The sequence below is a fragment of the Lichenicoccus sp. genome, from assembly GCF_965277665.1.
Lineage (GTDB): Bacteria > Pseudomonadota > Alphaproteobacteria > Acetobacterales > Acetobacteraceae > Lichenicoccus.
In genome coordinates this window covers 2470653-2483565 of sequence record NZ_OZ255835.1, presented here as the reverse complement: position 1 = coordinate 2483565, position 12913 = coordinate 2470653, and the positions used below count along the sequence as shown (strand labels likewise).

The 12913-nt window shown below is 68.1% G+C and carries 12 protein-coding genes; 9 read left to right on the top strand and 3 right to left on the bottom strand.

The window, feature by feature from the left end:
* Positions 1 to 107 precede the first annotated feature (107 nt).
* Genes ACQY4O_RS11470 through ACQY4O_RS11460 form a run of 3 tightly spaced genes read right to left on the bottom strand, consistent with a single transcriptional unit; the run spans position 108 to position 2768 of the window.
* Positions 108 to 536 carry an RbsD/FucU family protein gene (locus tag ACQY4O_RS11470; RefSeq protein WP_428376503.1) on the bottom strand — a complete coding sequence of 143 codons (429 nt, stop codon included), beginning with the start codon at positions 534 to 536 and terminating at the stop codon, positions 108 to 110.
* 43 nt (positions 537 to 579) lie between these two features.
* The gene (locus ACQY4O_RS11465; protein WP_428376502.1) at positions 580 to 1857 is read right to left on the bottom strand and encodes an L-fuconate dehydratase; all 1278 of its coding nucleotides are present in this window, start codon (positions 1855 to 1857) and stop codon (positions 580 to 582) included.
* Entirely contained in the window at positions 1854 to 2768 is a 915-nt protein-coding gene (locus tag ACQY4O_RS11460) for a GntR family transcriptional regulator (RefSeq protein WP_428376501.1), read from the bottom strand. Before ACQY4O_RS11460 ends, ACQY4O_RS11465 begins: the two co-directional genes overlap by 4 nt.
* 164 nt (positions 2769 to 2932) lie before the next feature.
* Between ACQY4O_RS11460 and ACQY4O_RS11455 the strand changes: the two genes are divergently transcribed.
* The 9 genes from ACQY4O_RS11455 to ACQY4O_RS11415 all read left to right on the top strand — a co-directional run bounded on the left by ACQY4O_RS11455 (position 2933) and on the right by ACQY4O_RS11415 (position 12902).
* On the top strand, positions 2933 to 3937 hold the full coding sequence (locus ACQY4O_RS11455; RefSeq protein ID WP_428376500.1) for an ABC transporter substrate-binding protein: 1005 nt from the start codon (positions 2933 to 2935) through the stop codon (positions 3935 to 3937).
* Positions 3938 to 3947: 10 nt separating this feature from the next.
* Positions 3948 to 5426: a sugar ABC transporter ATP-binding protein gene (locus ACQY4O_RS11450; protein WP_428376499.1), complete on the top strand. Its 1479-nt coding sequence runs from the start codon at positions 3948 to 3950 to the stop codon at positions 5424 to 5426.
* Entirely contained in the window at positions 5419 to 6405 is a 987-nt protein-coding gene (locus ACQY4O_RS11445; protein ID WP_428376498.1) for an ABC transporter permease, read from the top strand. The genes ACQY4O_RS11450 and ACQY4O_RS11445 overlap by 8 nt, the downstream gene beginning before the upstream one ends.
* A complete protein-coding gene (locus tag ACQY4O_RS11440; protein ID WP_428376497.1) occupies positions 6402 to 7412 on the top strand; it encodes a zinc-binding alcohol dehydrogenase family protein in 1011 nt (336 codons plus the stop codon). The genes ACQY4O_RS11445 and ACQY4O_RS11440 overlap by 4 nt, the downstream gene beginning before the upstream one ends.
* Position 7413: 1 nt before the next feature.
* Positions 7414 to 8520 carry a mannitol dehydrogenase family protein gene (locus tag ACQY4O_RS11435; protein WP_428376496.1) on the top strand — a complete coding sequence of 369 codons (1107 nt, stop codon included), beginning with the start codon at positions 7414 to 7416 and terminating at the stop codon, positions 8518 to 8520.
* 84 nt (positions 8521 to 8604) lie between these two features.
* The gene (locus ACQY4O_RS11430; RefSeq protein WP_428376495.1) at positions 8605 to 9582 is read left to right on the top strand and encodes an ABC transporter substrate-binding protein; all 978 of its coding nucleotides are present in this window, start codon (positions 8605 to 8607) and stop codon (positions 9580 to 9582) included.
* Positions 9566 to 11002 (top strand): sugar ABC transporter ATP-binding protein, encoded by a 1437-nt coding sequence (locus tag ACQY4O_RS11425; protein ID WP_428376494.1) that lies wholly within the window; start codon positions 9566 to 9568, stop codon positions 11000 to 11002. The genes ACQY4O_RS11430 and ACQY4O_RS11425 overlap by 17 nt, the downstream gene beginning before the upstream one ends.
* A complete protein-coding gene (locus ACQY4O_RS11420) occupies positions 11002 to 11946 on the top strand; it encodes an ABC transporter permease (RefSeq protein ID WP_428376493.1) in 945 nt (314 codons plus the stop codon). The genes ACQY4O_RS11425 and ACQY4O_RS11420 overlap by 1 nt, the downstream gene beginning before the upstream one ends.
* Positions 11943 to 12902 (top strand): ABC transporter permease, encoded by a 960-nt coding sequence (locus ACQY4O_RS11415; RefSeq protein ID WP_428376492.1) that lies wholly within the window; start codon positions 11943 to 11945, stop codon positions 12900 to 12902. Before ACQY4O_RS11420 ends, ACQY4O_RS11415 begins: the two co-directional genes overlap by 4 nt.
* The last annotated feature ends 11 nt before the right edge of the window (positions 12903 to 12913 follow it).

Genomic DNA, 12913 nt, shown 5'->3' with positions numbered 1-12913 from the left:
GGCGTGACTTTTCGAGCACCGGATCGGAGCAGCCTTTTCGGCTGTGAGCACCGGAGCGGAGAAAAGGCGCGTCGGATCGCCGGCAGCAGGCGTTTGCAGACAGCCGTTCAGAACGGTTTGATGACGCCTTTGGCTATTATTATGTTGCCGTACAGCCGGGTCTCGCCGGTCTGCACGATGGCGTAGGCCGATTTTGCCAGCTCGTAGAACGCGAACCGCTCGACCGTGGTCGGGGCCGGCGCGTCATGGGCCCCAAGGATCACGGTGAAGTCCTGAACGGCTTCCGGAATGGTCCCGGCATCGCCCACCACCTGCATCGTCACCGCCGGATCGGGGACGAAATCATCCAGCGGCAGCAGCGACAGCACGGCGCGTAGCACCGAGCCCGCATCGAGACCGGGCAGCTCGTGCAGCCGTTGCGCGTTCGACGCCCCGGGGAAGTTGGCATCGACGATGGCGATCCGGTCGCCATGGCCCATGGAGGCCATCGTGTGCAGCAGCCCGGGCGTGAGCAGGGGGTCTATTCCACGCAGCATGGTCCGATGGCTCTCCGGCGCGTATAATTTTTGAGAGCCCTGCTTAGCCGGTGTACAGGAAGGTTTCCAGTGCCTGCGCGCGCATCGTCGTCGAGTAGCCGGGTGCCGTGGGCGCCTGGTAGGCGGCGCCGCGTATGATGCACGGGTCCTCGAAATGCTCGTGCAGGTGATCGACATATTCGATCACCCGGTCCTGCATGGTGCCGGAGATCGAGACATAGTCGATCATCGAGAGATGCTGGACATGTTCGCACAGGCCGACGCCGCCGGCATGCGGCCAGACCGGCAGGTCGTATTTCGCCGCCATCAGCAGCACCGCCAGCACCTCGTTGACGCCGCCGAGCCGGCAGCTGTCGATCTGCACGATGTCGAGCGCGCCGCGCATCATGAACTGCTTGAACAGGATGCGGTTCTGGCACATCTCGCCGGTGGCGACACGCACGGGTGCGACGGCCTCGCGTATGGTGCGATGGCCCTCGACATCGTCCGGGCTGGTCGGCTCCTCGATGAAATACGGGTTGCAGAAGGACAGCTGCCGCACCCAGTCGATCGCCTGGCCGACATCCCAGACCTGGTTGGCGTCGATCATCAGCCGCCGGTTAGGTCCGATGACCTCGCGCGCGATGCGCAGGCGCCTTATGTCGTCCTGCAGGTCGTGGCCGACCTTCATTTTGATGTGGGTGAAACCGGACGCCACCGCCTGTTCGCACAGCCGCGTCAATTTGGCGTCGTCATAGCCGAGCCAGCCGGCCGAGGTGGTGTAGCAGGGATAGCCGTCGGCCAGCAGCGTCTCGATGCGCGCCGGCTTGCCGCCGGCCTTGTCCTGCAGCCGTTCGAGCGCCTCTTCCGGCGTGATGCAATCGGTGATGTAACGGAAATCGATGCACCGGATAAGTTCCGCCGGGCTCATCTCGGCGACCAGCCGCCAGAGCGGCTTGCGGTCCGCTTTCGCCCAAAGGTCCCACGCCGCATTCACCACGGCGGCGGTCGCGAGATGGATGACGCCCTTGTCCGGGCCGATCCAGCGCAACTGGCTGTCGGACGTCACGTGGCGCCAGAACCGCGCCGGGTTCTCGCAGATCCAGTCGAGGTCGAGCCCGACGACGCGGCCGGCGAGTGCGGCGATGGCCTGGCAGCAGATCTCGTTGCCGCGCCCGATGGTGAAAGTCAGCCCGTGGCCTTGCAGCCCGGGATCATCCGTCTGCAGGATCGCATAGGAAGCGGAATAATCCGGATCGGGATTCATCGCGTCGGAGCCATCCAGGCCGCGCGAGGTCGGGAAGCGGATGTCGAGGCTGCGCAGTCCGGTGATCCGGGTCATGGGCGGGGCTCCTTCGGCAGTGTCTCGTCGACGACCATGATGGACTCCAGCAAGGTCCGCCGCGCCGAGCGCAGGTGCGCCCGGCAGGCCCGGTCGACGGCCGCGCGGTCGCGGCGGTCCAGGGCTGCGATGTAGGCGAGATGTTCGTCGATCGCGACCATGTTGCGCCGGATCGCGTCCGCCTTGTTCCAGCGATAATGGTAGTGGAACACCAGCGCGATGACATCGTAGAAATCCACCACGAAGCGGTTGTCGGACGCCGAATGGACCAGCCGGTGGAAGCGCTCGTCGAGTGTTGCGAAGGCGGCCTCGTCGATGCGTCCGTCCTGCTGCGCCGTGTGATGCAGGTGCCCGATGCGTGCCAGTTCCGGCCAGGCCGGATGCGTTGGCGGCAGCGCGATGAAGCGGCGCGCCGAGCGCTGCTCGAACATCTCGCGCACCTCGGTCAGCTCCAGGGCGAAGGCGCGGGTGAAGCCCTTGAGGATCCAGGTGCTGTTGCGTCGCTTCTCGATCAGCCCGAAGCGGCTGAAGCGGATCAGGAACTCGCGCACCGACGAGGTGCTGACGCCGACCTCGCGCGCCAGCTCCAGTTCGTTGATGCTGCCGCCGGGGATGCTGTCCTCGGCGAGGATTTTCTGCATGAAGCGGCGCTCGATCACGACGGCGACCGGATCGACCTCGTGCTTCGGAAAATAGTCGGCGGCGGCCGGCGCACGCAGGATGCGTTTCTCGCCCTGCTCGTATTCGAGCAGGCCTTGTGCGGACAGGCGCTGCAGGATGGCACGCACGGTGGTCCGGCTGATCCGCAGCCGCGCGCTCAACTCCGGCTCGGACGGCAGCACACGGGTCCGTCCGATCAGATCCAGGCTGCCATTATAGGCCTGCTTGAACAGGGTGTTCGGCTTCGACATTCGTCCCAGACAGCGGGCGTCCCAGACAGCGGGCTTATGCTCGTGCGAGGCGCCCATTCGCGGCGCCAGTTGACAGGCGCGCGTGTTCCTTATCCTATAAGAAACACAGGCGGGCAATACCCGCCCAGGTCACCGGCCGCCAGAGCCGAACAGGGAGAAGAGACATGACCAATATCTCGTCATTGCCAAAAGCCATCCGATCACCGCGCCGGCGCGTGCTCGCTGCACTGGCTGGGGCCGCGCTGCTTGCTGGCGCGCCGGTTGCCGGCGCCGCGCGGGCCGCCGAGACGATCCCGGTGATCGTCAAGGACACCACCGCCGAATACTGGCTGATCGTGCAGGCCGGCGCCCGCAAGGCCGGGCGCGATCTCGGCATCAAAGTGCCGCTGCTGGGCGCGCAGAGCGAGGCCGACATCCCCGGCCAGATCAGCGCGCTCGAGAATGCGGTCTCCGAGCATCCGGCCGCCATCGTGATCTCGCCGACGCAGTTTGCCGCCCTCGGGCCGCCGATCAGCGACGCCGCCAAATCGGTCAAGATCATCGGCATCGATTCCGCCGCCGACACCGACGCCTTCACCTCGTTCCTGACCACCGACAATGTCGAGGGTGGCCGCAAGGCCGCCGATGCGCTGGGTGCCGCGGTCGCCGCCAAGAATGGCAGCGCCAAGGGAGACGTGGCAATCATCGTCTCGCTGCCCGGCGTCGGCTCGCTCGACCAGCGCACCCAGGGCTTCAAGGCGGAGCTGGCAAAGAAGTATCCCGACCTGAAGATCATCGCCGTGCGTATCGGCGACGGCCAGGTCACCACGGGGCTCAATATCGCCAACGACCTGCTGACCGCGCATCCGAACCTGGTCGGCATCTTCGCGTCCAACCTGACGATGAGCGAGGGCGCCGGCCAGGCGATCGCCGAGATCAAGCCGCCGAAGCTGAGCACGGTGGCCTTCGACAGCGACCAGAAGCTGGTCGGCTTCCTCAAGGACGGCACGATCGCCGCGATGATCGTGCAGGACCCGTATCGCATGGGCTATGACGGCGTGAAGACCGCGCTCGCCGCGTCGCGCGGCCAGCCGGTGCCGAAGAACGTCGATACCGGCGTCAACGTGATCACCAAGGCCAATCTCGACACGCCGCGCTCGCAGGAGCTGCTCAACCCCAAGCTGAACTGAGCCTGCCGGCGTGACCACCATCATGGAGTTGCGTGGTGTCGACAAGCGCTTCACCGGCACCTACGCGCTGAAATCGGTCAGCCTCGCCTTCGAGGAGGGCGAGATCCACGCGGTGGTCGGCGAGAACGGCGCCGGCAAGTCCACCATGATCAAGATCCTCACCGGTGCGTATCCGCGCACCGGCGGGGAGATCCTGTGGCGCGGCCGGGAGGTGGCGCTGGCGACCCCGCATGACGCGATCGGGCTCGGCATCAATGCGGTGCACCAGGAAGTGGTGCTGTGCCGGCATCTCGATGTCGCCGCCAACATGTTCCTCGGCGACGAGACGAGTGGCGGCGGCTTCCTGCGCAAGCGGGCGATGCGCAGCAGGGCGCAGCGCGTGCTCGACGATCTCGGCTTCTCCATCGATGCCGGCGCCATGCTCGGCGAGCTCACGATCGGCCAGCAGCAGCTGGTGGCCACCGCGCGCGCCGCGATGCGCGGCACCCGCTTCCTGATCCTCGACGAGCCGACCGGCTATCTCACCCGCCAGGAAACCGACCAGCTGTTCCGGCTGGTGCGCCGGCTGAATGCGGACGGCGTCACCATCGTCTATATCAGCCACCGCCTGGAGGAGATCTTCGAGCTCTCCGACCGGGTCAGCGTGCTGCGCGACGGCGTGCTGGTCGCCACCCACGTGACCGCCGAGACCGACGAGCGCGCTCTGATCCGCGACATGGTGGCGCGCTCGATCGAGGAGGTGCACTACAAGGAGCAGATCACCCAGGGCGAGACGCTGCTGCGGGTCGCCAACTTCAGCGGCCCGGGCTTCAGCGATATCAATCTCGAGGTGCACAAGGGCGAGGTGGTCGGGCTGTACGGCCTGGTCGGCGCCGGGCGCAGCGAGTTCGTGCAATGCCTGTTCGGCCGCACCCGTGCTACCGGCGGCAGCGTCGAGTTCAAGGGCCGGCGCGTCGATATCCGGCGCGAGCGGCAGGCGATCGATCTCGGCATGGCCCTGGTGCCGGAAAGCCGGCGCGACCAGGGGCTGTGCCTCAGTCTCGGGGTCGGCTTCAATCTCAATGCGCCGATCTTCGACCGCCTCAGCCGCGGTCCGCTGATGGATGCCGGCGCTGAACGACGCGCCGCCGGGGGCCAGATACGCGACATGCGTATCGTCACCGCGTCGCAGGGCGCACTCGCCGCGACGCTGTCCGGCGGCAACCAGCAGAAGATCGTGATCGGCAAATGGCTCAGCCACGGCGCCGACCTGTTCATCTTCGACGAGCCGACCGTCGGCGTCGATGTCGGCACCAAGGTCGAGATCTACAAGCTGATCGCCAAGCTGCTGCATAACGGCGCCGGTGTGATCCTGGTCTCGTCCTATCTGCCGGAGGTGCGCGACCTCGCCGACCGGCTGCACGTGTTCCGCGCCGGCCGTCTGGCGGCGAGCTACACGCCACGCGAGGTTGACCAGGAAACCATCCTCAAGGAGGCGATCGGTGTCTGAGACCCTGCAACAGACTCCTGGCCTGCCGGTGCCGAAATCAGGCGCCCGCAAGCGCTTCGCCTTCCTGCTCAGCCTGACCCTGCTCGGGCTGCTGCTGCTGCTCTGGGTGATCCTGGCCGTCTCGACCGACAGCTTCGCCACCACGGGCAATTTCGTGAACCTGATGCGGCAGGCGTCGCTGTGGACGATCATCGCCATCGGCCAGACCTTCGTCATCATCACCGCCGGCATCGACCTCTCGGTGGGCGCGGTGGTCGGTCTCGCCAGCACCGTGGTGGCGATGCTGCTGGTGGCGCATGTGCCGATCGCGCTGGCCTGCCTGATCACGCTGGTCATGGGTGTGGCCATCGGCATGTTCCACGGCTTCGCGATCGTGCAGATGCGGCTGCCGCCCTTCATCACCACGCTGGCGAGCCTGACCGCGCTGCGCGGCATCGGCCTGCTGATGACCGGGGGACAGACCATCGCCGGCTTCCCGCACAGTTTCGGCGCGTTCTCGCGTGGCGCCGTGCTCGGCATTCCCAACCTGTTCTGGATGGTGATCCTGGTGGCGATCCCGGCCGGCCTGCTGCTGCACCAGACGCGCTGGGGTCGGCACATCTATGCGGCCGGCAGCAATCCCGAGGCGGCGCGGCTGTCCGGCATCAATGTCGGCCGCACGATCTATCTGGCCTACATCATCTCGGCGACGCTCGCGGCGTTCGCCGGCATCCTGACCGCGTCGCGCATCGGCATCGGCGTCGCCACCACCGGCGACGGTTGGGAACTGCAATCGATCGCCTCCTCGGTGATCGGGGGCACCTCGCTGTTCGGCGCGGTCGGCACGGTGATCGGGCCGATCCTGGGCGCGATCCTGCTGACCACGATCAACAACGGCGCCAACCTGCTCAACGTGAACCCGTTCTGGCAGCGGGTCATCACCGGCGGCCTGATCATCGTGATCGTGTATTTCGACCAGCGCCGGCGCAGACGGTCATGAGGGCGCTTCTGTGCGAGGCACCCGGCAGGCTCGCCGTGGTGCAGCGGCCCGATCCGGTGCCGCGCGCAGACGAGGCGGTCCTGCGTATCCGGCGCGTCGGGGTGTGCGGCACCGACCTGCATATCTACGAAGGCAAGCATCCGTTCCTGCACTATCCCCGGGTGATGGGCCACGAATTGGCCGGCGAGGTGGTGCATGCGCCGCCGGGCAGCACGCTGCGGCCGGGGAAGGCGGCCTACGTGGTGCCGTACCTGTCCTGCGGCCATTGCCGGGCCTGCCGGCGCGGGCGCACCAATTGCTGCCGCAACATCAGCGTGCTCGGCGTGCACCAGGATGGCGGCATGGCGGAACTGCTCGCGGTGCCGGCGTCCAACGTCGTCCCGCTCGACGGCATCGGCCTCGACGAGGCGGCGATGGTGGAGTTCCTCGCCATCGGCGCGCACGGCATCGCGCGCGGGGCGGTGACAGCGCAGGACCGCGTGCTGGTGGTCGGCGCCGGCCCGATCGGCATCGCCGCGATCCTGTTCGCCCGCGCGCGCGGCGCGCCGGTCAGCGTCGTCGACATGCGCCAGGACCGGCTCGACCTGGCGCTGGCCTCGCTGGGCGCCGATGCCGGGCTGCTGGCGAATGCCGACACCGAGGCCGCCTTGTCCGAGGCCACCGGCGGCGAGTTCTTCGATGTCGTGGTGGATGCGACCGGCAATGTCGGCTCGATACGCAACGGACTGCGCTATGTCGGCCACGGCGGCCGCTACGTGCTACTCAGCGTGGTGCGCGAGGAGATCGGCTTCCCCGACCCGGCATTCCACGCCCGCGAGACCACGCTGCTGGCGAGCCGCAACGCGCTGCCGGAGGATTTCACCGAAGTGGTGACGCGGATGCGCGAGGGCAGTATTCCGGTGGCCGCACTCCGCACCCACCACGCCCGGCTCGACGACGCGGCGGCGCAATTTCCCGGCTGGCTGCGGCCGGAAGCCGGCGTGATCAAGGCCACCATCGAGGTATAGTTTGACCGTCACCCCCATCGTGCAGTTCGGCACCAGCCGCTTCCTGCAGGCGCATGTCGACCTGTTCGTCTCCGAGGCGCTCGCCTCCGGCGATGCCCCCGGGCCGATCACCGTGGTGCAGACCACCGATAGCGCCGACAGCGCGCGCCGCATCGCCGCCTTCAATGCCGGGCCGTTCCCGGTGCAGATACGCGGCCTCGAAAATGGCGCGGTGGTGGACCGCCGAGTCACGGTGTCGAGCGTGGCGCGGGCGCTGCAGGCATCGCGGGACTGGGAGGCGATCGAGAGCATCGTCGTGCACGAGGCGCAGGTGCTGGTTTCCAACACCGCCGAGCGCGGCTTCGACCTGCACGAAGAGGATGCGCGGGGACCGGAGCATGCTCGCTCGTTCCCCGCCCGGCTGGCGCGGCTGCTGCTGGCGCGCTACCGGCATCGCGCCGAGCCGCTCGACCTGTATCCGTGCGAGCTGCAGGTCGGCAATGGCCGCATGCTGCGCGACATCGTGCTCGCCGCGAGCAGCAGCTGGAACCAGCCGGACGGGTTCCGCGAATGGCTGGCGACACGTTGCCGCTGGGTCAACACGCTGGTCGACCGCATCGTGCCGACCCCGCTGGAGCCGCTGGGCGCGGTGGCGGAACCCTACGCGCTGTGGGCGATCGAGGCGCAGCCCGGCCTGGTGCCGTTCTGCCGGAACCCCTGCATCGAGGTGGCGGCGTCGCTGGAGCGCTACGAGCAGCGCAAGCTGTTCATCCTCAATCTCGGCCATAGCGTGCTGGTCTCGCGCTGGCAGCAGGATGGCCTGGCACCGGGGATGACCGTGCGCGAGATCCTCGACATCCCGGAGCAGCGCGCGTTCCTCGACGCGGTGCACGAGCAGGAAGTGCTGCCGGTGTTCGCAGCACTCGGCGATGCGGGTGCGCCCGCGTATCGCGCCACTACGCTGGATCGCTTCCGCAATCCGTTCCTCGACCACCAGCTCGCCGACATCGCGCGCAACCACCAGAGCAAGGTGCGCATCCGCATCGGCGGCGTGCTGGACCTGGCGCGCAAGGTCGCGCCGACGCAGCGCATGGAGCGGCTGCGGGCGATCCTGCAGGCCGCTGCCTGACGCGTTGACAGATTTGCCGACATCGATAACCAGCAGGGGAAGATTTCCATGAAGAGCCGGGTTGCAGGTCTGGGATTTGCGGCAATGCTGCTGTTGTCGGCGGCGCACGCGTATGCGGCGACCGCGGGCAAGCGCATCGCGCTGTCCAACAACTATGCCGGCAATTCGTGGCGGCAGACCATGCTGACCAGCTGGACCGACGCCACCGGTCGCGCGGTCAAGATGGGTGTCGTCAAGGAGGCGCCGGCCTTCACCACCGCCGAGAACCAGGTCACCGAGCAGGCCGCGCAGATCCAGAACATGATCCTGCAGGGGTTCGACGCCATCGTCATCGATGCGGCCTCGCCGAATGCGCTGAACGGTGCGATCAAGTCGGCCTGCGATGCCGGCATCACCGTGATCTCGTTCGACGGCATTGTCACGGCACCCTGCGCATGGCGGCTGACGGTGGACTTCAAGGGCATGGGCGCCGAGCAGGTGGACTACCTGGCGCAGCGCCTGCCGCAGGGCGGCAACCTGATCCAGATACGCGGCATCGCCGGCACCTCGATCGACGACGCCTTCAATGTCGGCATGCTGGACGCGCTCAAGCGGCATCCGAACTTCCACCTCGTCAGCACGGTCTATGGCAACTGGACGCAGACCGTGGCGCAGAAGGCGGTCGCCGGCGTGCTGCCCGGCCTGCCGCCGATCGCGGGCGTGCTGACCGAGGGCGGCGACGGCTACGGTGCGGCGCAGGCGTTCTCGTCGGCGGGACGCCAGGCACCGATCATCATCATGGGCAACCGCCAGGACGAGCTCGCCTGGTGGAAGCAGGAGCATGACAAGACGGGCTACACGACGATGTCGTCCAGCATTGCGCCGGGCGTGGTGACGCTGGCATTCTGGGTGGCGCAGCAGGTGCTGGATGGCAAGCCGCCGCCGAAGGACCTGCAGGTGCCTTATCTGAAAATCAGCCAGGACACGCTCAACGACACGCTCGCCAAGACCCCGAGCGGCGGCCTCGCCAACAAGCTCTATACCCAGCAGGACGCCGAGCAGCTGCGTGCCGTCGGCCACTGATCACACGCCAGCGGTCCTCGTCCGCTTCATCGACATTGCCAGGAGCTTCGGTCCGGTCAGGGCCCTCGACGGCGTCGACCTTGCCATCGAGGCCGGTGAGTGTCTCGGACTGGTCGGCCATAACGGCGCCGGCAAGTCCACGCTGATCAACCTGCTGACCGGCGCGCTGACCCCGAGTTCGGGCACGATGCAGGTCTTCGGCGCGACCTCCGCCGTGCACGATCCGCGTGCGGCGCGCGCCTTGGGCATACGCTGCGTGTTCCAGGAGCTGTCGCTCTGCCCGAACCTGACGGTCGCCGAGAACACCAGGCTGGTGCATCCGGGCCTGCGCGGCCGGGCCTGGTCGCGGCGCGCGGCGGCGCTGATCAAGGCGGCGCTCGATGCGGTGTTCCCCGGTCACCGTATACGCGTGGGCGCACCGGTCGCCTCGCTGTCGCTGACCGAGCGCCAGATGGTGGAGATCGCGCGCGCCTTTACCACCACCGATGTGGCGCCCAGGCTGGTCATCCTCGACGAGCCGACCTCGTCGCTCGACGCCTCCACCGCCGCGCAGCTGCTGGCGCATATCCGGCGCATGACGCAGCAGGGCTGCAGCGTGCTGCTGGTGACACACATGCTGCACGAGGTGCTGCAGAGTGCCGACCGCATCGCGGTGATGCGCGACGGCCGCGTCGTCGGCTGCGATCCGGCCACGCGGCATGACCGCGACAGTCTGGTGGCGCTGATGAGCGGCGGTACGCACCGCGCCGCGGTGGCGCGCACGGCCCGGGATCGTCGCACCGGCAGCAGCCCGGTGCTGCAGGTCCGGGCGAAGGCGGGCCCGAAGGGCGGCGAGAATCTGGTCGCCAACGCAGGCGAGGTGATCGGTCTCGGAGGTCTCGCGGGGCACGGCCAGACCGAGTTCCTGGTCGATCTGTTCTCGGCCCGGACGATGGCGATGGTCGCCGGCGACCGCAAGCGCGACGGCGTGTTCCCGCTCTGGTCGATCGGCGAGAACATTTCTGTGGGTGCCTACCGCAAGCACCTGAGGCACGGATTGCTCGACCCTGCGCGCGAGCGGGCGTCGGCGGAGGACTGGCGCGGGCGGATGAAAATCCGTGCGCCCGACATGGACAGCCCGATCCTGTCGCTGTCGGGCGGCAACCAGCAGAAGGCGCTGTTCGCGCGCGCGCTCGACAGCGAGGCGCGCATCATCCTGATGGATGACCCGATGCGCGGCGTCGATGTGCAGACCAAGCAGGATGTGTACGCGATGATCCGCGCGCAGGCCGCTTCCGGGCGCACCTTCCTCTGGTACACCACGGAGATGGACGAGCTGTACGAGTGCGACCGCGTCTATGTGTTCCGCGAGGGGCGCATCATGGCCGTCCTCGGGCCGGAGGAGATCACCGAAGCGCGCGTCCTGCAGGCGTCGTTCTGATGTCAGCACCCGGTTCCTTGCGCTCACGTGTCGATGCGCCGCTGCTGCTGCCGGTGGCGACCTTCGTGATCCTGCTTGGCGCGATCTTCTGGCTGCAGCCGCGCACGATGAGCTATTTCGGGCTCAACCTGATGCTCAATCTCGCGGTGCCGCTGGCACTCGCCACCATCGCGCAGATGATGTTCCTGACCATCAACGACCTCGATCTGTCGATCGGCAGCTTCGTCGGCCTGGTTGCCTGCATCACAGCGACCTGGCTGCATGATCGGCCCTGGCTCGGCGCGCTCGCCTTGCTTGGCTGCATCGCGGGCTATGCGGCGGTCGGCGCCCTGGTGCAGTGGCGGCAGCTGCCCGCGATCGTGGTGACGCTGGGGATGTCGTTCGTCTGGCTCGGGCTTGCGATCCTGCTGCTGCCGTCGCCGGGCGGCAACTCGCCCGACTGGCTCGCCAGCTTCGTGGGGTATCACATGCCCCTGGTGCCGCTGCCGATCGTCGCCTGCGTGGTGATCGGCTTATTCACCCATGTGCTGATGATGCGCACCTCGTTCGGCGTGGTGCTGCGCGGCATGGGCGGCTTTGCCCGCGCCGTCGAGCGCGCCGGCTGGTCGGCCTTGCGCGCGCGCATGACGCTGTATGCGCTGGCCGGCTGCTTCGGCGTGCTGTCCGGGCTTGCTTTGGTCGGGCTGACCACGTCCGCGGATGCTAATATTGCACAGCGCTACACGCTGCTGTCGGTGGCGGGCGCGATCCTGGGCGGCTGCAGCTTCTTCGGCGGCCGCATCGCACCGATCGGCACCGTGATCGGCGCGCTGACGCTCGCCCTCGCCAGTTCCGCGCTCACGTTTTTGCATCTCGGTGCCGACTGGCAGGTCGGCGCGCAGGGCGCGATCCTGATCGCCGTGCTGGCGCTGCGCGCGCTCACCGGCCGCGAGCGTGAGGCGTGAGCACTTTGTCCACGCTGCTGCGGCGGCTGATCCGGCAGCCCTGGTCGTGGTCGTTCGCGGCCGCCATCGTGGTGTGGCTGGTGGCGGCCGCTGCGGCCGAGCAGGGCGCCGGCGGCGCGCTCACCGCGGCCCTCGCCTTCGGCACCTTCTACGTGATCGTCGGCCTCGGCCAGATGCTGGTGGTGACGCTCGGTCCCGGCAATGTCGATCTGTCGATCCCGTCCACCATCGCGCTCGCCGGCGTCATCGCGATGAAAATGATGGATGGCGGCAATGGCGGCATCGCGCTCGGCATCCTGGCGGCGCTGGCCTCGGGGGCGGCGGTCGGGCTCGCCAATGCCGGGCTGGTGTTCCTGCTGCGCATCCCGCCGATCGTCGCCACGCTGTCGGCGAGCTTCATCGTGCAATCCGTCGCCATCGAGGTCGGCGGCGGCCTGCTGGTCAAGCCGCCGCCCGCCTTGGCCTGGTTCAGCAGCGCAGCCCCGCTCGGTCTGCCGCTGGCGGCGTTCGTGGCGCTGGGGCTCAGCCTGCTGGCGAAGCTGGTGCTGGCGCGCACCATTTTTGGCCGCACGGTGTCGGCGATCGGCCAGAACCCGCGCGCGGCAAGGCTGGCCGGGCTGCGGGTCAACCGGGTGGCGGTGGCGACCTATGCGCTGTCCGGGGTGCTGAGTGCGATCTGCGGCGTGCTGCTGGCCAGCTTCTCCGGCGGCGCCTCGCTCGACATGGGGGTGGAGTACCTGCTGTCCTCGATCGCGGTGGTGGTGATCGGCGGCACCTCGGTGAATGGCGGCCGCGCCAGCCCGGCGGGGGTGTGGGGGGCGGCGTTGTTCCTGTTCCTGCTGGTGTCGATGCTGAACACGCTCGGGTTCGGGGCGGGGACACGGATGGTGCTGACCGGGCTGGTCATCATCGGGGTGATCACGGCGGCGGGCGGAGAGCGCGCGGCCGGACTTTGAACTCGGGGGGA